Genomic DNA, 18,027 nt, shown 5'->3' on the forward strand with positions numbered 1-18,027 from the left:
CGTCGCCGCCGACGCTCAGCGCGCCATGGCGACACGAACCTTCTGGCCATCCGCCACGTAGGACTGGCCGACCGTGATCACGCGGGCCTCGCCGGCGAGCCCGGACACCCAGACGCCCTCCGGCGACTCCTCGAGGATGGCGACCGGCGCGAACGCGACGCGGCCGTCCGGCAGGACGTAGCGCACGCCCTGGCGGCCGGCGGCGTCGAGCACCAGGGTGTTGACCGGCACCAAGTGGGCGGGACCGGCCCCGGCGTTGATCCGGACCTCGCTCGAGAGACCCGAGCGGACGGCCATCTTCGGGTTCGCGACCGCGATCTCCAGGTGATAGGTGCGTGTCTGCGGGTCGGCGTCGTGGGCCACGTACCGGACCCGCCCGTTCAGGAGCTGGCCGCTGACCAGCCGGGCCTTCGCCGACGCGCCAACGCGAATGCGGGCGGCCTCGGTCTCCGGAACGTCGCCCACCACCAGCAGAGGGTCGAGTTCGATCAGGGTGCCGCAGGCCTGTCCGGGCGCCAGGTAGGTCCCGATCTCGGCTTCGCGCCGGTCGAAGACGCCGGAGAACGGGGCGACGATGTTCACCTGGTTGAGCGCGATCTCGGCGGCGCGCACCTGCGCCTGGGCCGAATCGAGCGCCGCCTGGCTCTCCAGGACCTGGGTCTGCGAGCGGTAGCCCTTTTCGGCTAGCTGGGCGGCGGCCTGCCGCTGGAGCTGGCGCGACCGGAGGTTGGCGCGGGCCTGGTCGAGGCTGGCCTGGCGGGCGTCGACGGCGAGGCGGCAGAGAACCTGGCCCTTGCGGACATAGCTTCCTTCCGCAGCCGGGGTCTGGGCGACGACGCCGGCGGTCTCGGAGCGGACAACCACAGCGCGCGCCGATTCGGTGCGTCCCCGCAGGACGACCTCGTATTCGCGCACCGCCGCAGGCACGAGTTTCGCCTGAACGCTCGGCAGATCACTGGCCTTGGCTGGGGGCGGGGTCTTGGCGTCGGCGCGGCTGGCCTCGGGTCCGAACAGCGTCATGGCGCCGAAGTACAGGCCCACAGCCCCGGCGACCGCGATGACGAAGACATACTGCGGTTTCAAACGCATAAGCTGTTCCCCGAGCCCCCCAGCTCGCGCGGCCGGGCCTCGCCCTCGGCCCGTGGTCCCGCACCAAAATGGGGGCCCGGCGCTTGTGATGCCACCGTTACGCGAGCGCAAATGAATTCGCGGACAGGCGGAGCCAGCGACGGCAATTCCTGGACCGCGCGTTACGAGTGCAACACGGTCTGCTAAACCCTGCCGCGTGACCCTATGTCGCACGATTTACAGAGTAAGGGAAAGGCCCTCCCGGTGAGATATCTCCACACCATGGTCCGGGTCACGGACCTCGATGCGTCCCTGGACTTCTACGTCAACAAGCTGGGTCTTAAGGAATTCTCTCGGAAGGATTACGAGGCCGGGCGCTACACGCTGGTCTTCCTGTGCGCGCCGGAGGACGAGGACCTCGCGAGGGCCGCCAAGGCTCCCATGGTCGAGCTGACCTACAACTGGGATCCGGAGGCCTACCAGGGCGGCCGGAACTTCGGGCATCTGGCCTATGAGGTCGACGACATCTACGCGACCTGTCAGCGGCTGAAGGACGGCGGCGTGACCATCAACCGCCCGCCGCGCGACGGGCGCATGGCCTTCGTCCGCTCGCCGGACAACATCTCCATCGAACTGCTGCAGAAGGGCGGCTCGCAGCCGCCGGCGGAGCCGTGGGCCTCGATGCCCAACGTCGGCGCCTGGTGATCCAGGGCTAAGCTGGGGCGGACCCCAGTATTTCTGCCAGGGCGACGGGCTTCGGGCCGGGCGCCAAGCCCTCCATCTGTGACGCCTGAAGCAAGGGGAAAGCTTCCATGAGCGCACGGCGGCCGTTCGGCCAGAACTACGCCTTCGTGGTGGTGGGGGTCACCTTCGCCGCCCTGATCGCCGCCGCCGGCCTGCGCGCCGCGCCGGGCGTGATGATGACGCCGTTGCAGGATGCGCTCGGCTGGACGCGAAGCGACGTCTCGCTGGCCGCCGCCGTGGGGATCTTCCTCTACGGCCTCGTGGGCCCCTTTGCGGCCGCCCTGATGCAGACCCTGGGCATCCGGCGCACGCTGGTCGCCGGCCTCGCCCTGATGAGCGCGTCGACGGCGCTCAGCCTGCTGATGACCGAGCCCTGGCACTATGTGGCCACCTGGGGCGTGCTCTCCGGCTTCGGTTCGGGGGCGGTGGCCATGGTCCTGGGGGCGGCGGTGGTGAACCGCTGGTTCACCGCGCGGCGGGGGGCTCATCATGGGCGTGCTCAGCGCGGCCACCGCCACCGGCGCGCTGATCTTCCTGCCGCTGATGGCGCGCCTGATCGAGCTGGACAGCTGGCGGGCCGTGGCGGTGCTGGTCTCGATCGTCACCGCCGCCCTGATCCCCTTCGTCTTCCTGCTGATGCCGGAGCGCCCGTCCGACATCGGCCTGACGGCCTATGGGGCGACCGCCGACGAGCCGCCGCCGGCCCAGGGCCGCGCCGCCGACAGCGTCCGTCTGGCGTTCGGCGCCCTGGCGCGGGCCTCACGGACGCCGACCTTCTGGCTGCTGTTCGGCACCTTCTTCGTCTGCGGGCTGACCACCAACGGCCTGGTCGGCGCGCACATGATCAGCTTCTGCGGCGACATGGGCCTGCCGATCGTCCAGGCCGCCGGCCTGCTGGCGCTGATGGGCGTCTTCGACCTGGTGGGCACGACCGCGTCCGGCTGGCTCACCGACCGCTACGATCCCCGGAAGCTGCTGTTCGCCTACTACGGGCTGCGCGGCCTTTCGCTGATCATCCTGCCGTTCACCGACTTCGGGGCGATGAGCCTGACGATCTTCGCGGTGTTCTACGGCCTGGACTGGATCGCCACCGTGCCGCCGACGCTCCGGCTGGCCAATGAGAGCTTCGGCGACCGCGAGGCTCCGATCGTCTTCGGCTGGGTGCTGGTCGGACACCAGGCCGGCGCGGCGACGGCGGCCTTTGGCGCAGGCCTGCTGCGCGAGCTGACCGGGCGCTATCTGGAAGCGTTCGTTATCGCCGGGGCCTTCGCCCTCGTCGCCGCAGCGCTCGCCCTGATGATCGACCGGGAAGGGGACCGGCCCCGCGTGGCCGAGGCCGCCGCCTAGGCCGGCGCCTTCAGGGGCGGAAGCTCTCCACGGCTGTGGGCGATGCCGAGTTGGAAGCTCTGGGCGATCGTCTCCGCCCTGGCGACGAAGGCCGTGGCGGCTTCGGCCGGGCAGACCTCGGCCGCGGTCTCGCGGAAGAGGCCAAGCCAGCGCTCGAAGTGCGCGCCCTCAAGCCCGGGGATGCGCACATGCACCGCCATGGGTTGTCCCTTGAAGCGGCCGGTCATCAGCATAACCGACGACCAGAAGTCGACCATCCGGTCGAGATGCGGATCCCAGTCGGCGATCAGGCCGCCGAAGATCGGCTCCAGAACGGCGTCGGCCCTGACCCTGGCGTAGAAGCCGTGGACCAGGGCGTGGATCATCTCCTCAGTCACCCCGAGGGACGCGCCGGGCGCCAGGCGGGCTCGGGTCTGGGCGCGGAGTTCGGGAGTCGATCGGTCGCCGGACATTGGGTGGATATAGGCGCTGCCCACCGGGGCGCGAACTCCGTGCGGCTACGGAGCGCGCGCCTCAGAGCGGACGACCGGCCAGCCAGTGGGCGAGGTTGCGGTAGTAGGCCAACGTGTCCGCCAGGGCCTCAGGATCGCGCAGTATGCCGTCGCCCGGCGGCTCGTCCACGAAGCTCGGGCAGCCCAGGCGGGGATCAAGGTTGTAGTCGGCGAAGTGGTGGAAGGTGCTCTGCGCCACCGCCGGCCCGCCGTCGGGGCCGCCTTCGAAGGCGACCGCGATGTTGAAGTCGCGGCCTGAGACCTTGCTGCGCCCGCGGGCGATCACCCGGGCGGGCCGTCCGTTCGGAACGCCCACCGCGCCCTCGTGCGGATGGGCGGGGAGGCGGCGGATCGGGCCGCCGTCGGGGCGCCGGAACAGCGGGTGGGGCTCGTCGTCGAGGGCGATCTCCTGGAAGTCGCCGTTGGCGCCGGAGTGGTAGTTCGGCCAGTCGATGTAGGTGGTGAAGGGGTCGTCGCGGGTGTGGCGGCTGGCGTCGGGATCGAGGTTGCGGCTGTGGAAGAAGTGGGCGTCGCCCACGCCGCCGAGCGTGCAGACCGAACTGCCCAGGTCCATGTGGTCGCGCGTCACCATCAGGCCGCCGCCGCGCCGGTGGAAACGTCCGAAGGCGGCGCACTCCTCGGAATTCAGGCCATCGCCGATATCGACCGCGAACAGCCAGACCTGGTCGAAGTCCGAGGTGTCGATGGAGCCCAGCACCGGATCGGTCTCGCCGCCCGGCGCTTCGCGGTCGCGCGCCGTGACCGAGACGCCGTCGAGCCCGCGCAGGAACTCGGTCAGCCGCGAGAAGCGCCCGATGTGCCAGTCGTCCTCGACCGGCGGGATGGTGGTCTGCAGCAGGATGCGGATCGGTTCGGCCATGACGCTCCCCGGCAGGGCTCGCCGGGGAGCCTATCACGGGCGGATCAGGCGAACAGGAAATCCCCGGCGCCCAGCGAGCCGGACACCACGCCTTTCAGCCAGAGCGTATTCTCGCCCCAGCCGATGAGCGTTCCGGAGGCGCCGTCGCGATCCTCGTCGGCGAGCGTCAGCTCTTCGAAGGCGTTGGGGCCATCGCCGCCGAAGCCGATGCGGTCCTGGCCGGGCGTGAAGTCGACGATCACGTCGGCGCCGGAGAGGTGATCGAACCAGAATTGGTCCGCGCCCGCGCCGCCGCTGAGCGTGTCGTTCCCCGCTCCCCGGTCAGCAGGTCGTCGCCGTCGAACCCGTTGAGCACGTCGGCCCCGGCATTGGCGCTGAGCACGTTCGTGCCCCCGTTGCCGTTCAGGGTGTCGGCGCCCGAGCCGGAGCTGGCGTTCTCGATGGTCACGCCATTGGCGATCACATAGCCGCCGTGGATGCCGTAGGCGTAGGAGACGCGCCCGCCGCCGCCTTCCTCGTATTCCAGGGTCGCCGCGCGGAGGTCGATCATGGTGTCGCGGGCGCCGCCGTAGGTGATCTGGTCGATGCCGCCGGCGTCCCAGATCGCCGCGTAGAAGGTGCCGGGCGCGTTCTCGTCCTTCAGGACATAGGTGTCGTCGCCGGTCGCATGGTCCTCGTTGACCCCGTACTTGTCCTGGAGGACCGCGATGTCGAGCGGGGCCAGCGTGCCCATCCAGCCGAAGTGCTCCACGTCCGTGCCGGTCAGGCCGCCGGACTTCGGCTGGCCATAGGGCGAGAGCGTCCAGCCGTCGTTGTAGGACATGATCGTGAAGACCTGCTGCGACAGGTCGTAGTCGGCGGTCGCCCCGCCGATCACGCTGCCGTCGTCGGACCCGCGCATGACGCTCGAGCGGCCGCCTGTGTCGTGCGGGTGGGCCAGGCCGTGGCCGTGTCCGAACTCATGGAGGAGGGTGGGGGAAGTAGAAGCCGCCCTGCCGCAGGCCGGCCTCGGTCCAGCGGACGTCACCGGCGTTGAACTCGGTCTGGCCCTCGTTCTCCTCGTTCGGCGGGCTCATGCGGCCGAGCAGGCTCGCGCCGACGCCGGGGGGTGCCCTGGTAGGTGATGAGCTTGAAGTCCGCCTCGGCCCGGTTCTGGACCTCGATGTAGACGATGTCGGCGACCTTCTCGTACTCGGCGAAAGCGGCGCGGAAGGCGGCCTTCTCCCAGTCGGCCATGTCCTTCGCCTGGATCATGGTGTCGGTGGAGCCCGGGGTCGCGGGGTTCTGATCCACGAACACGTCGCCCTGCCGGGCGAAGTAGTAGGTGATGACGTTCTTGCCGGTGACCCCGAAGGCGGGGTTCGAAAGCTCGCCGGTGAAGATCGAGCCGTTGTCGCGCGGGCCGTTGTCGCCATCGGGATTGCGCGAGGTGCGGTCCACCTGACTGCCCCAGTCGATCGAGTGCAGCGGGCTGTCGATGGTGTAGAGCGGCTTGTAGGCGGTCCGAGGATCGGCCTGGGCCACGAACACCTCGTAGTCGCCGACGAAGTCGCCGCTCGTCCCGTTGGCGGCGTCCTGGTCGAAGGCGCGGGCGTTCACATAATAGGTCCCGTCGGCCGGGGCGGTGAAGGTCAGCACGGCGTCGAAGCCGGAGTTGAGCTGGTTCAGCGTGGTGTTCGCGCCGCCGTCCGAGAGACCCACCAGCTTGCCGCTGGCGTCGTAGAGCTCGACATAGGCGTCGGCGAGCGGGACGCCGCTCGGCCCCAGCGTCTTGGCGATCAGGCTGATGTCATAGGTCTGGCCGGCGTTCAGCGTGACCTTGAAGAAGTCCTGGTCGCCCAGGCTGTTCAGGGTCGAGACCACGCGCGGGCCGTTGACCGTGAGCGTGGCGCCCGTGGACCGGTCGTCCGCGATGTCGTCGCTGATCAGGGCCGTGGCGGTGAGGGCGGCGAGGCCGGGCTTGGCGGCCGCCGAGCCCAGCGGCTCGCCCGCCGCGTCGCGGTAGAAAGCGGTCCGCAGGCAGGCCGGGCATCCGCAGTTGAGGCCCGCGCCGAAGTCGGCGGAGGCGGTGAGGGCGGTCTGGGAAGAAAATCCTTCGGCAGTGAACTCGTCGCGCATGTTTCCTCTCGTCCTGGGCGTTTGTTACGCACGGTCACGGACGAGAACCCCCTCGCCGCGAACGGCCCTCCCCGACGAGAACAACGTTCTCAGATTGCGGGGAGTTGGGGCGAGACTTGGGCGGTTTCGGTACGTTTTTCAGGGGTTTGCGCCGCCGCGGCGCCACGATTAGGCCCGTCGGGAACCGTGACGTGGCCGCACGGGTTGTTGTGCCCCCGAAAGGCGCCGGGCGGTCGGCAGCGCGCCTAAAATCCGGCCCGGACGAACAGGAACGGGCCGTTGAAGCCGTATTCGACATCGGCCTCCCAGTCCGACTTGTCGACCTCCAGGTCGTAGTCCACGAAACGGTAGCCGGCGCCGAGCGCGATGTTGTCGGTCACCTTGTAGGCGACGTCGCCCTCGATGTTGGCGATCCCGCCGCCGTAGTCGCCGAGGCTCAGGGACATGTAGTCCGCGCGGCCGCTCACCACCCAGCGCGGCGCGAGCTGCGCGCTGCCGATCACGCCGACGGTGGGGAGGGGCGCGATGAAGTCGCGCGCGCGGGTCTCGGTCTGCCGCACCGGATTGCTGCCGATCTGACCCTGGCCGCTGGTCGAGATTGCGAAGTCCGTGGCGAACAGGCCGGCCGTCGCGCCCATCTCCCAGGTGTCGCGCTGGAAGAACATGTAGCCGAGCGAGGCCCGGTAGATCTGCGAGTCGAACTCGCTGCTGAGGTTCACGTTCGTCGGATAGGTCACCCCGTCGAACACGACGTCGCGCGTGAGGGTCTTCGACGCGTCCCGTTTCAGGGAATAGACCTCGCCGGCGACGAAGAACCGGCCGAACCGGACGCCGCCGCGCAGGGCCGGGAGATTGTCGGTGTCCTTCAGCCCCAGGTCGTTCTCGAAGTCGATCTCGGTGCCCCGCGTGCCGCCAGTGCGCGTCAGGTCCACGGTGGTGTCGATGTTGGGCCGGAAGACCTGCGCCTCGATCCAGTATCTGTCCCCGAACGACTGGGCGGCGGCGGGACCGGCCGCGACCAGCAGCAGCGTCGCCGCTGCGGGAAGGACGACGGTTCTGGCGTCTCGCGCCCGGATATTTTCCATGGGGTCAGCTCGCGGCGGCTCGTTGAGGTTCGAGCTTGCCCGCAAGCGAGCCGTGCCAGCCATCAGGGATTACCCCGAGAAGGACCTGAGACGATGCCGGGAGCGGGAGGCCCGCCGCAGGGAAAATCCCGGAGGCCGCGTCAGCTTGAGGGGGAAGGGCTCTCGATGGCTCCCCGGGCAGGACTCGAACCTGCGACAAGTCGGTTAACAGCCGACTGCTCTACCAACTGAGCTACCGGGGATCAGGCCGTCGAGAGGCGCGGCATATACGATGCGATCCCGCGGCTTGCAAGCCGCCGGTCGGCCGAACCCGCCTCGGGGCGAAAAAGAGCCCGGCGCGAGCGCCGGGCTTCAAAAAAGTCGGTGATGGTGGGGTGTCTTCAAGGAAGACGCTCACAGAATCGCGGTCTGTGGTTAAGTCCCCGTTAACAACGGTAAACGCCTGCGAACATTGATTAATTCCGCCAACCGATTTCCTCGGGCGGGGATTCACGATTCGCCCGGCGCCGCCGTTTGTCGCTCCCGATTGGAGCGCGCCCGCGGATCGGCTACTCGAGGACGGAATCAGAAAAGCGTACCCGGGAGGCCGTCATGCGCATCCACTTCACCGGCATCGCCGGGGCGGGCATGAGCGCGGCGGCCCTGATGATGCGCGACGCCGGGCACGAGGTGTCGGGCTCTGACGCCGACGTCTTCCCGCCCATGTCCACCTACGTCGAGGGTCTGGGCTTCCCGTTCCACCGCCAGTTCGACGCCGCCAACCTGCCGGAGGACCTCGACGTCCTGGTGCTGGGGGCCAGCGCCAAGCTCGGCGGCGACGACAATGTGGAGGTGGCGGAGGCCCGTCGCCGCGGCGTGACCGTCACCACCTTCCCGGAACTGGTGGGGGAGGCGAGCGCCGGGCGCCTCAACACCGTGGTCGCCGGCTCCTTCGGCAAGTCCACCTGCACGGCGCTCATGGCCCATGTGCTGAAGGACGCCGGCCGCGACGCCGGCTGGATGATCGGGGCGATCTCGCCCTCGCTGCCGGCCACCGGCCACTGGGGCGCCGCGCCGGAGGTGATCCTGGAAGGCGACGAGTACATCGTCGGGCCGAACGACCGGCGCTCGAAGTTCGTGCTCTACCACCCCCGCGACCTGCTGCTGACCTCGCTGATCCACGACCACGTCAACGTCTTCCCGACCTTCGCGGACTACGAGGCGCCGTTCCGCGAGCTGCTGCGCCTGCTGCCCGCCGAGGGCCTCTTGGTCGCCCGCGAGCATCCGGCGGTCCGCGCCATCGCCGGCGAGGCCAGGTCCCGCATCGTCTGGTACGACACCGCGCCGTGCGAGGGTTGGTACAGCGAGGGCGTCGCCTACGGCGAGGTCACCCGCTTCACCCTGGTCGCCCCGGACGGACGCCGGATCTCCCTTTCGACCTCGCTGCTCGGCGAGCACAACATCGAGAACATCGTCGGCGTCGCCGCCTACTTGCTGGAGCGCGGGCTGGTCCCGGAGGCCCAGCTCGTCCGGGCGGTGGCCAGCTTCGCCGGCATCCGCCGCCGGCTGGACCGCCTGACCGCCGCCTCCAAGGTGCCGGTGATCGAGGGCTTCGGCTCCTCCTACGAGAAGGCCCGCTCGGCCATCGAGGCGCTCCTGCTGCACTATCCGACCCGGCCGCTGACCGTGGTCTTCGAGCCGCACACGTTCTCCTGGCGCTCGCGCGATGCGCTCAGCTGGTACGACACCGTGTTCGAGGGCGTCGCCCGGGCGCTGATCGCGCCGCCGCCGAGCCACGGGGCCGCCAGCCACAACCAGTCGAGCTTCGAGGAGATCCTCGCCCGGACGGCCGCAGCCGGCATCCCGACGGAGGGCGTGCGCACGGCCGAGGACGCCACCGCGGCGCTGTCGTCCCTCAAGGGGGACGAGGTCGTCCTGCTGCTGTCGTCCGGCCCGCTGCTCGGCCTGCCGGACAGCCTGCCCGCGGTGTTCGACCGGCTCTATGCCAGCGCGGCCGCCGCCTAGCGGGGCCCCGGGATCGGCTGGACGTAGGCTTCCTTCGCCGCCTTCTCCGCCGCGTTCAGCTCCTTGAACTGCTCCCGCTTGGGTCCGAGGTAGCCGAACAGGTAGGCGGCCACCTTGCGCATCTGGATCTCCTCCGAGCCCTCGGTGATCCGGTAGCGCCGGTGATGGCGGTAGATGTGCTCGAACGGCGTGTGCCGGGAATAGCCCATGCCGCCGTGGATCTGCATCGCCCGGTCGGCGGCGTCGCAGACCAGCCGGTTGCCCCAGTAGTTGCACATGGACACCTTGTCCGAGATCGTCTTCTCGATCTCCTTGTGGTCCATCTGGTCCATCTGCCAGGCGGTCTTGCGGATCAGCAGCCTGAGCATCTCGCACTGGGTCTGCAGCTCGACCAGCGGCCACTGGATGGCCTGGTTTTCGGCCAGCGCCTTGCCGAACGGCTTGCGCTTCCTCGCGTACTTCACGCTCTCGTCGATGCAGAACTGCGCCGCGCCCAGGCTGGAGGCGGCCTGGCGGATGCGGTTCTGGTGCACGAAGCTCTGGCCGAGGCCCAGCCCGCGGTCGATCTGCCCCCAGTAGCTGTCCTCGGGAATCCAGACGTTCGTGAAGCTGACGCGCGGGTGGTCCGTCGGCATGTTGAACGTCCACATGTACTCTTCGACCTTCACACCGGGCGTATCGGCCGGGACGATGAAGCAGGTGATGCCGGTGGCGTCGCCGTCCTTCCCCGAGGTGCGGGCGAAGACCATCACGTGGGTCGCCACGTGCATGCCCGTCGTCCACATCTTTTCGCCGTTGATCAGCCAGCCGGGCTGGCCGTCGCGATCCTCGCGGACGGCGCGGGTCTCCATGAAGGTCGCGTCGGAACCGTGGTTCGGCTCGGTCAGGCCGAAGCCCGTGCGCATGCCGCCGTTCAGCAGCTTGTCCCCGTCGCGCTCGTACTGGGCGTTGGTGGCGAACTCCTTGAACATCAGCACGAAGGGGTTGTTGCCGACGATCGAGTGTTCGGTCTGCAGGTCGTTGAACAGGCCCAGGCCCTTGGCCGCCAGATGCTCGCGGATCACCGCCATGGCGAGCTGGCTGCCGCCCTTTCCGCCCATCTCCTTCGGCCAGGCGAAGCGGTAGTGGCCGGCGTCGTCGGCGATCTTGCGGGCCTTGGCGAGCAGGGCTTCCCACTCTGGCCGGGGCAGGCCCTGGTTGTCCCAGTCGGTGCGGGCGTGCTCGCGGCGGTGGTCGAAGAAGCGCTCGTTATCGTCCTGCCGCTGCAGGGGCATGATCTCCGCCTCGATGAAGCGGTCGAGCTCGTCCAGGTAGTCCTGCAGCTCCTGCGGAAGGGCGAAGTCCATGGCGTTTCCTCCGGGCTCTCGTCTCTTGGGCGGAGTTGACGCCGGGGGAGGATTTACAAGCCCGCCGGAGCCCCGCCAGATCGTGAGCCTAGAGTATCGAGGAGGTTCCCCCGGGTCATGGAAACGCCCGTTGCCGAAGCGCTTCCGAAGCTGGCCCAGCGGCTGGCGGGCGAGGGCGCGCGGGTCGAAGGCGCGCAACGGCTGTCCGGCGGCGCCAGCATGGAGACCTGGACCTTCGACATCGTTTCGGGCGCGGCCCGCGAGGGGCTGATCCTGCGGCGGCGCACGGCCCCCTTTGATCCCGAGACCGCGAGATCGATCTCGCTCGCCACCGAGGCGGCCCTGATCCGCGCGGCGGCGAAGAACACCGCGCTCGTCCCGCACGTCCGCCACGTCTGCGACGACTCGGATGGCCTCGGCGAGGCCTATGTGATGGTCCGGGCCGCCGGCGAGACGCTCGGCAAGAAGATCGTCGAGGATTCCCGGTTCGATGGCGTGCGGCCGAAGCTTGCCTTCCAGTGTGGCGAGGTGCTCGCCAGGATCCACGCGACGCCGCCGCCGGACGGGCTGAACCTCAAGACGGTTGACGCGGTCCTGGAGCTCGACCGCTACGAGGAGGTCTACCGGACGACAGGCGCCCAGCGGCCGGTCCTGGAGCTGGCGTTCCAGTACCTGCGCAAGCGCACGCCGGAGCCGGCGGCGCCCGTCCTGCTGCACGGCGACTTCCGCAACGGGAACATCATGTTCGACCCGGAGCGGGGCGTCGCCGCCGTGCTGGACTGGGAACTCGCCCACATCGGCGACCCGGCCGAGGACATGGGCTGGATCTGCACCAACTCCTGGCGGTTCGGGCGGCCGGAGAAGCCGGTGGGCGGCTTCGGCGACTACGCCGACCTGCTGGCGGGCTACGAGGCGGCCGGCGGCCGGCCGATCGATCTCGCCCGCCTGCGGTTCTGGCAGATGCTGGGCTCGCTGCGCTGGGGCGTCATGTGCCTGACCATGTACATGAGCTGGCAGACCGGCGTCGAAAAGTCGGTGGAGCGGCCGATGATCGGCCGGCGCGTGTCGGAGACCGAGGCCGACCTCGTCGTCCTCCTGGAGCAGGGCCTGTGATCACCCATCCGAAAACCGAAGAGCTCGTGCAGGCTGTCGCGCTCTGGATCGACCAGGTGCGGCCGGGCCTCGATCCGAGGAACGCCTTCCTGGCCCGGGTGGCGGTGAATGTCCTGTCGGTGGTGGAGCGGGAGCTGACGAAGGGCCCGGCTGCGGAAGCGCGCGCCTCCGAGGCGTTCGCCGAAGTTCTGGGCCATCCGGGTGAGTTCTCGGCCCTGAACGCGGAGCTCTGCGAGCGCATCCGGTCCGGGGACTTCACGGAGACGACGCCGGGCCTCCTGGAGGCGCTCCGCACGCTGGCCTTCGACCAGCTCGCCATCGACCAGCCGAAGTACCGGCCCGAGGTCGGCTAGTCGCCGCGGTTGCGGTCGTACTGCGGCAGCGGCAGGGGCGGGAGCCACGGCTCACGGCGAACGGTCCAGCTCTCGTACTGTGGCGCGAAGACGCCGACCTCGTCGAAGCTCGCGATGCTGATCTCGATCTCGCCGCCGGTCTCGTTGGTCACGCGCGAGCCGCAGGCCGGGCAGAAGTTGCGATGGTAGCCGGGGGAGCTTTCCCACGACGCCAGGTCGCCCGCCGTCTCGACCTGGTCGGCGCGGAACACTGCGAAGGGGAAGCAGGCGGCGGCGTGGGCCTTGCGGCAGGTCAGGCAGTGGCAGAGGCCGACGCGGTCCGGCTCGCCGCGGGTGGTGAAGCGGGCGGCGCCGCAGGCGCAGCCGCCGGTTCTGACAGTCTCGGTCATGAGGCCTGAACGCCTCAGGCGGCTTCCAGCACCCGGATGATCTCGCTCTCGCGCTCGTTCCAGAGGATCGAGACCCGGGCGGCGCGCGCGGCATGGGTTCCCAGGGCCGCCTTCACCTCGCGCTGGCGCAGACGGGCGGCCGAGAGCCGGAGCAGGGTGAAGCCCGAGCTCTGCTCGTCCTCGCAGTCGTGGTAGCGCAGCACGGCGTCCACCAGCGCGGCCGGCGGCGGCACGGGGCGCGGATCGTCGATCGGGCGGACGGTGCGGGGCTTGAAGCGGCGGTAGCTGGCCATCGGATTTCGAACTCCGTTGCGGGTTGCGACAGGTTCGGTTCTGATGGGCTGGTGCGACAGAAACGGACGTACCGCCTATGAGGCACGAAAAGGCCACCCAGCTCCTGGAGCTGGCGCGGATGCTCGCCAGCACCGCCGAAGGGCTGACGCTGGACGAGATGGCCGAGCGGCTGGGCGTCGGGCGACGCACCGCCGAGCGGATGCGCGACGCCGTCTGGGAGATCTTCCCTCAGCTGGAGGTGGTGGAGGACCCGCCGACCCGTAGGTTCCGCATCCCCAGCGGCCTCGACGGCCTCTTCCAGGCACCCACCGCCGAGGAGCTCGCGGCGCTCAACGCCGCGGCCGAGGCCTGGGCCGCCCAGGGGGCCACCGGCCGCGCCGGCGCCTTGCGCACGCTGGAGCAGAAGGTCCTGGCCGCCACCCGGGCGGCGGCGCGGCGGCGGCTGGCGCCCGATCTCGAGGCCCTCTTGCAGGCGGAGACCATCGCCGTGCAGGCGGGGCCCAGGCCGTTCGAGGACGAGGCGGTGCTGGCGACGATCCGCGACGCCCTCAAGGGGCTTTCGACCCTTCGCTTCCGGTACGAGGGCGGCTCGACCCCGGGCCGGGAGCGGGAGGTGACGGCCTATGGCGTGCTGTTCGGCCGGGCCAACTACCTGGTGGCGGCGGAAGGCGAGGGGAGCCCGCGGAACTGGCGGCTCGACCGGCTGAGAGACGTGGAGGCCACCGGCAGGCCGGCGCGGCGCGATCCGGCGTTCTCGCTCCAGGACTACGCCGACGAGAGCTTCGGCATCTACCAGGACGACACCGAGGACGTGGTGTTGCGCATCCTCCCGGCCTCGGCGGAGGGGGCGCTCCGCTGGCGCTTCCACTCCGACCAGACCCTGGAGACCCAGGCCGACGGGTCGGTCGTCGTCCGCTTCCGGGCAAGCGGCATGCGCGAGCTAGCCTGGCACCTGTTCACCTGGGGCGACCAGGTCCAGGTCCTGGCCCCGCAGCGGCTGAAAGACATCCTCGTGGAGCAGATCGAACTGGCCCGCCGCGCACATACGTCCGGAACTGACGCATAGGGGCTCCAGGTTGGTCCTCGTGAAGAGGAGCCAGCCGATGACCGTCACCGCCGACTACGCCACGCTCTACGAACTCGAGATCCGTCCGCGCCGTCGGCTGACCCGGGCGCTGGCCCTGGTGGTCTGGAGCGGCCTGTTCCTGATCCGTCCGAAGCTCGCCCTGGAGATCTGGCGCGAGCGGCGCGGCCAGGCCTAGCTCCGCGCCGCGTCGCGGAAGCGCTGCACGAAGCCGTCGAGCGGGACGGCCAAGCTCCGCCTCGAGGGCAGGCGCAAGGCGCCGACCGGCGTGGGCAGGTCCGCGCCCTCGACAAAGGCCACCGCCTCGAGCCTCGGCGCGGGGCCCAGCATGCGCAGGGCGTCCCGGCCCACGTGGAAGGTCCACTGGCAGCGGTCGCGGTTGGCGTAGCGGCGGAAGGCCGGCTGGGCCGGTGCGCCCTTCGCGTGACCCTCATGGAAGGTCGCCTCGCCGAGCCGGCGTCCGGCGGCGGTCGGCGGCTCGTCGCCCTCCCGCGCCCAGATCTCGACCCGGGCGATGGGGTCGAACGCGAGGGTCCAGCCGGCGATCTCCAGCGCGCCGCCGGGGAGCCGGCGCAGCGCCCCGGCGTCGTCGATGCGGCCGATCGGACGGCGGAAGGCCCCCTCGATGGTCCGGGCCTCGAAGTAGGCTCCGTCGTTGACGTTGCGGTTGATGAAGTTCGGACAGGTCAGGCACATGGCCGGCGGATTGCGCCGGATGATCGCCTCCCGCAGGCTCCGGTAGTCGTCGCCGAACCAGATGGCCTCGAAGGTCGACCCTTCGGCCAGGAGGTTGCCGTACGGCCCGTCCGGCCGGCAGTCGGCGTAAGGGTTCACGTCGCCGTTCACGTCGATGAAGACCGCCTCGAACGGCTTGCCGCAGAACACGAAGGGGGCGACCGCCTGCGAGCCCGTGAAGGCCACCTGATAGCTGCCGAGCGGCTTCCGCGCCCCGCCGGCGCCCTCGGCCGTCACATGCAGGCGCGTCGTGAACGCGGGGGGCGGACCAGATGTCCTCGCGCCGGACCTCGAAGGTCCAGGCGCTGGCGTTGTTGCCGGGATGGTCGGGGAAGAGTTCGGCGATGTCGAACCGGCTCCCGTTGACGAACCTGGCCTCTCCCATCCGCACCCGCCAGTTCGGCTGGACCAGCTCGGGCGGATCGACGGCCATGGCATCGCGCTCGACCACCACCCGGGGCCGCCCGCCGCCGTCCACCGCCCACCCCTGGAGCAGCAGGACGTCGCCGGCCTCGACCACCGGAACGGCGGGCTGGTCCACGTGCGCGGCCAGCGGCAGGGTGTTGCGCGCGGCCGGCGCGAAGGTCGCGGGCTCTGGCGCGGCGGCGTCGACAAGGGGCGCGGCGCACGGCATGGCCGGCGCAGGGGGCTCCGGCCGGAAGAAGTCCGGGAAGTTGATCACCTTCACCGCCGAGCGCGCGGCGCGGTCCAGGAAGCGGCGGAAGGCGGCGTCGGCCTCGTCCGGGACGTGGCTGAGCGACTCCAGGTCCATGCCTAGCCCGTCGTAGGGCATCAGGTGCCGCGCCCCGATCCGCGCGACGCCCAGTTCCTCGGCCAGGTCCACGAAGGCGTCCAGTTCGCCGAGGTTGGCGCGCATCAGGGTGAGATTGAACTGGAGCAGCGGCGTCGCGACGCCGAGCTCGCGCTTTCGCGCGGTCAGGCGCGCCAGGTTGGCCTTCAGCCGCTCGAACGACCCGCCGCGGCGGATGTGCTCGTAGGTCGCCTTCGTCGCCCCGTCGATCGAGACGTCGATCTGGGTGACGCCGTGGGCGATGACCGCCTCGCCAATCTCCGGCGTCAGCAACTGGGCGTTGGTCAGGAACTTCAGCTCGGGCAGGCCATACTGGCCGGCGATCTGCAGGATCTCGACGAAGTGCGGCGAGGTGAGGGGCTCGCTGCCCGCCGAGAGCACCACTTCGCGCGCATAGGGGAAGACCTTCGCGGCGATCTGCGCGAAGGCGTCCGGGGTCATGTACTGGCTGGGCCGGTAGAAGACGGTGTCATAGCTGAAGTGACACATCCGACAGCGCAGGTTGCACTTGTTGGAGACGTCCAGCAGGACCTTCAGGCTATGGGGCGCGAGCGGCGCCAGCTTCTCAGCCCAGTCGGTGACGGGATCTCGACGGTCGATGGGACCAAACACGCACGCGCCCTCGCAACTCCGGCGCCCACCCCGGTCCAATCGTTTGTCTGACCGAGGGCGACCTTAAGGCACAATCACAGGTGGCGCCAGAGCCTCATGCCACCGCGGCCGGCGCCCGCGCATAGGCGTCCTTCAGCTGCTGGTAGGCGCGCGAGTTGAACGCCAGAACCGTCGCCACCACGCCGATCAGGCCGGCCAGGGTGAAGACCAGCGCGATGCCGCGTTCCGGGCCGGTTCCGAACCAGGCGCCGATGGCGTCCGCGCCGGCGCCGTGGGTCATCAGCGGGATGAAGTAGAACTGGGTCAGCGGCCCGATCAGGAAGGCGGTGAGCGGCGAGGCCGCCTGTTCCACCGACTGGGCGAAGCCGAAGACCCGGCCCTGGCGCTCGAAGGGAACCACCGTCTGCAGCGTGGTCTGCTCGGCCGCCTCGGCATAGGGGCCAAGGGCGAACCAGATGAAGCAGCCGACCGCCAGCAGCTCGATCGAGGAGCGCAGGGTGAAGACGCAGCACACCGCCCACATGGCGAGGTTGACCAGCAGCAGGGTGCGCAAGGGGCTCTTGCCCAGCCCGGTCCTGGCGATCACCAGGCCGCTGAAGATGAAGGCGGTGGAGAGCACGCCGAACAGCAGCCCCCAGGTCTGCACCGACACCAGTGACAGGCCATAGGCGTCCATCAGGGCCATGAAGACGCCGCCCAGGAAGTTGTTGAAGCTGGCGAACAGGATCAGGGCGAAGAGGCCGGGAACGCCGGCGATGACGCGAATGGTGCCGGCCAGATCCACCCGCTTGGGTTCCCGTGGGGCGTCGGGATGCGCCTCGGCGCGCGGCTCGTGCACCGGGACCGCCGAAAGCTGGAGCATGGCCAGCGCCGTCGCCGCCAGAGCCAGCAGGAGCGTCAGATGCATGCCGCCCCAGGCGACCAGGAAGCCCGAGATCACCGAGGTGGTCAGGAAGCCGATGCCGGTGACCATGCCCACGAGCCCGTTGGCCTTGTCGCGCCGATCCTCGGGCACCAGCAGGGTGACGAGGGTGGGGAGCGCGATCATCCGCACGTTGCCGGCGATGACGCCCAGCATGACGGTGAGCACGAAGGCCCACAGCCAGGGGCCGTAGACCTCCCGGAGCGCGCCGTCGGGCGCGAGCTCGTGCAGCGCGAAGGCGAGCGCGTAGAAACCCAGCGAGACGGCGCTGGAGCCGAGCATGGCGACCTTCTTGCGGTGGTGGTCGACGAGGCTGCCGAACCAGATGCCGAACGCCGCGGTGAAGGTGAGATAGACGCCGGCGATCATGCCCGTGGCGAACACCGAGCGCGTCTCCAGATAGACCCAGAAGGTGATCGCGAACCACACCGTGAAGTTGGTGATGTTGGCGACCAGGTTGTTGGCCAGGAGCAGGTGGAACGGGGTCATGCGCGGCCTGACGGATGCGGCCGCGCCCCTGGGGCCGGCGAGGCGTCCAGCATAGGGGAAGCGACCGCGACGGCTCCAGCCCCGGTGTTCGGGGCAGCCCCGTCCGATCCCCGCCGGGCGATCTTCGGTCTTGAGCGCCGGG

The 18,027-nt window shown here is 69.9% G+C and carries 19 protein-coding genes, 1 tRNA gene and 3 pseudogenes; 8 read left to right on the top strand and 15 right to left on the bottom strand.

Annotated features, from left to right (window positions below; genetic code table 11):
• Positions 1-15: 15 nt before the first annotated feature.
• On the bottom strand, positions 16-1,089 hold the full coding sequence (locus tag LRS04_RS18005; protein WP_257817516.1) for an efflux RND transporter periplasmic adaptor subunit: 1,074 nt from the start codon (positions 1,087-1,089) through the stop codon (positions 16-18).
• A 243-nt stretch (positions 1,090-1,332) separates the two neighbouring features.
• Here LRS04_RS18005 and LRS04_RS18010 point away from each other — a divergent pair, with 243 nt between their 5' ends.
• The 3 genes and pseudogenes from LRS04_RS18010 (at position 1,333) to LRS04_RS18020 (ending at position 3,159) form a co-directional block, all read left to right on the top strand.
• On the top strand, positions 1,333-1,773 hold the full coding sequence (locus LRS04_RS18010) for a VOC family protein (RefSeq protein ID WP_257817517.1): 441 nt from the start codon (positions 1,333-1,335) through the stop codon (positions 1,771-1,773).
• A gap of 215 nt (positions 1,774-1,988) precedes the next feature.
• Positions 1,989-2,231 (top strand): annotated as a pseudogene (locus LRS04_RS18015) (MFS transporter); the annotation flags it as partial.
• Positions 2,232-2,301: 70 nt separating this feature from the next.
• Complete coding sequence (locus tag LRS04_RS18020; protein WP_257817518.1) at positions 2,302-3,159, top strand: MFS transporter; 858 nt, start codon at positions 2,302-2,304, stop codon at positions 3,157-3,159.
• On the opposite strand, the gene LRS04_RS18025 is transcribed toward LRS04_RS18020, so the two are convergent.
• The 7 genes from LRS04_RS18025 to LRS04_RS18055 all read right to left on the bottom strand — a co-directional run bounded on the left by LRS04_RS18025 (position 3,156) and on the right by LRS04_RS18055 (position 7,975).
• Positions 3,156-3,524 (bottom strand): group III truncated hemoglobin, encoded by a 369-nt coding sequence (locus LRS04_RS18025; protein WP_257817519.1) that lies wholly within the window; start codon positions 3,522-3,524, stop codon positions 3,156-3,158. The two genes, LRS04_RS18020 and LRS04_RS18025, sit on opposite strands and share 4 nt — an antisense overlap.
• A 148-nt stretch (positions 3,525-3,672) precedes the next feature.
• Positions 3,673-4,530, bottom strand: coding sequence for a hypothetical protein (locus LRS04_RS18030; protein WP_257817520.1), 858 nt, complete (start codon positions 4,528-4,530; stop codon positions 3,673-3,675).
• A 44-nt stretch (positions 4,531-4,574) separates the two neighbouring features.
• Positions 4,575-4,772, bottom strand: a complete 198-nt coding sequence (locus LRS04_RS18035) for a hypothetical protein (protein ID WP_257819270.1) — start codon at positions 4,770-4,772, stop codon at positions 4,575-4,577.
• Positions 4,769-5,431 carry a M10 family metallopeptidase C-terminal domain-containing protein gene (locus tag LRS04_RS27075; RefSeq protein WP_308238174.1) on the bottom strand — a complete coding sequence of 221 codons (663 nt, stop codon included), beginning with the start codon at positions 5,429-5,431 and terminating at the stop codon, positions 4,769-4,771. The genes LRS04_RS18035 and LRS04_RS27075 overlap by 4 nt, the downstream gene beginning before the upstream one ends.
• A gap of 122 nt (positions 5,432-5,553) precedes the next feature.
• A complete protein-coding gene (locus LRS04_RS18045; protein ID WP_257817521.1) occupies positions 5,554-6,648 on the bottom strand; it encodes a PPC domain-containing protein in 1,095 nt (364 codons plus the stop codon).
• A gap of 245 nt (positions 6,649-6,893) precedes the next feature.
• Positions 6,894-7,733, bottom strand: coding sequence for a hypothetical protein (locus LRS04_RS18050; protein ID WP_257817522.1), 840 nt, complete (start codon positions 7,731-7,733; stop codon positions 6,894-6,896).
• A 166-nt stretch (positions 7,734-7,899) separates the two neighbouring features.
• Positions 7,900-7,975: transfer RNA gene (locus LRS04_RS18055), tRNA-Asn, on the bottom strand.
• A gap of 349 nt (positions 7,976-8,324) precedes the next feature.
• Between LRS04_RS18055 and LRS04_RS18060 the strand changes: the two genes are divergently transcribed.
• Positions 8,325-9,737, top strand: a complete 1,413-nt coding sequence (locus LRS04_RS18060; protein WP_257817523.1) for a Mur ligase domain-containing protein — start codon at positions 8,325-8,327, stop codon at positions 9,735-9,737.
• Here LRS04_RS18060 and LRS04_RS18065 read toward each other — a convergent pair.
• Entirely contained in the window at positions 9,734-11,083 is a 1,350-nt protein-coding gene (locus LRS04_RS18065) for an acyl-CoA dehydrogenase family protein (RefSeq protein WP_257817524.1), read from the bottom strand. The two genes, LRS04_RS18060 and LRS04_RS18065, sit on opposite strands and share 4 nt — an antisense overlap.
• A 117-nt stretch (positions 11,084-11,200) precedes the next feature.
• Between LRS04_RS18065 and LRS04_RS18070 the strand changes: the two genes are divergently transcribed.
• Positions 11,201-12,196: a phosphotransferase family protein gene (locus tag LRS04_RS18070; protein ID WP_257817525.1), complete on the top strand. Its 996-nt coding sequence runs from the start codon at positions 11,201-11,203 to the stop codon at positions 12,194-12,196.
• Complete coding sequence (locus LRS04_RS18075; RefSeq protein WP_257817526.1) at positions 12,193-12,549, top strand: DUF6285 domain-containing protein; 357 nt, start codon at positions 12,193-12,195, stop codon at positions 12,547-12,549. The genes LRS04_RS18070 and LRS04_RS18075 overlap by 4 nt, the downstream gene beginning before the upstream one ends.
• Here the strand turns inward: LRS04_RS18075 and LRS04_RS18080 are convergent.
• Entirely contained in the window at positions 12,546-12,938 is a 393-nt protein-coding gene (locus LRS04_RS18080; protein ID WP_257817527.1) for a GFA family protein, read from the bottom strand. The two genes, LRS04_RS18075 and LRS04_RS18080, sit on opposite strands and share 4 nt — an antisense overlap.
• A gap of 14 nt (positions 12,939-12,952) precedes the next feature.
• Positions 12,953-13,231 (bottom strand): hypothetical protein, encoded by a 279-nt coding sequence (locus tag LRS04_RS18085; protein WP_257817528.1) that lies wholly within the window; start codon positions 13,229-13,231, stop codon positions 12,953-12,955.
• A 77-nt stretch (positions 13,232-13,308) separates the two neighbouring features.
• Here LRS04_RS18085 and LRS04_RS18090 point away from each other — a divergent pair, with 77 nt between their 5' ends.
• Both LRS04_RS18090 and LRS04_RS18095 read left to right on the top strand, forming a co-directional pair.
• Entirely contained in the window at positions 13,309-14,298 is a 990-nt protein-coding gene (locus LRS04_RS18090) for a YafY family protein (RefSeq protein WP_257817529.1), read from the top strand.
• A gap of 37 nt (positions 14,299-14,335) precedes the next feature.
• Positions 14,336-14,494, top strand: a complete 159-nt coding sequence (locus tag LRS04_RS18095; RefSeq protein WP_257817530.1) for a hypothetical protein — start codon at positions 14,336-14,338, stop codon at positions 14,492-14,494.
• Here the strand turns inward: LRS04_RS18095 and LRS04_RS18100 are convergent.
• From LRS04_RS18100 to LRS04_RS18110, 4 genes and pseudogenes are all read right to left on the bottom strand, one after another.
• The gene (locus tag LRS04_RS18100) at positions 14,491-14,667 is read right to left on the bottom strand and encodes a hypothetical protein (RefSeq protein WP_257817531.1); all 177 of its coding nucleotides are present in this window, start codon (positions 14,665-14,667) and stop codon (positions 14,491-14,493) included. The genes LRS04_RS18095 and LRS04_RS18100 overlap by 4 nt on opposite strands.
• Before the next feature lie 387 nt (positions 14,668-15,054).
• Positions 15,055-15,489, bottom strand: a pseudogene (locus LRS04_RS28255) (SPASM domain-containing protein); the annotation flags it as partial.
• 499 nt (positions 15,490-15,988) lie between these two features.
• Positions 15,989-16,474: pseudogene (locus tag LRS04_RS28260) on the bottom strand (radical SAM protein); the annotation flags it as partial.
• A 94-nt stretch (positions 16,475-16,568) separates the two neighbouring features.
• Complete coding sequence (locus LRS04_RS18110; protein WP_257817533.1) at positions 16,569-17,885, bottom strand: MFS transporter; 1,317 nt, start codon at positions 17,883-17,885, stop codon at positions 16,569-16,571.
• Between the last annotated feature and the right edge of the window lie 142 nt (positions 17,886-18,027).

The sequence above is a fragment of the Phenylobacterium sp. J367 genome (genome assembly GCF_024699985.1).
Taxonomy (GTDB): Bacteria; Pseudomonadota; Alphaproteobacteria; order Caulobacterales; family Caulobacteraceae; genus Phenylobacterium.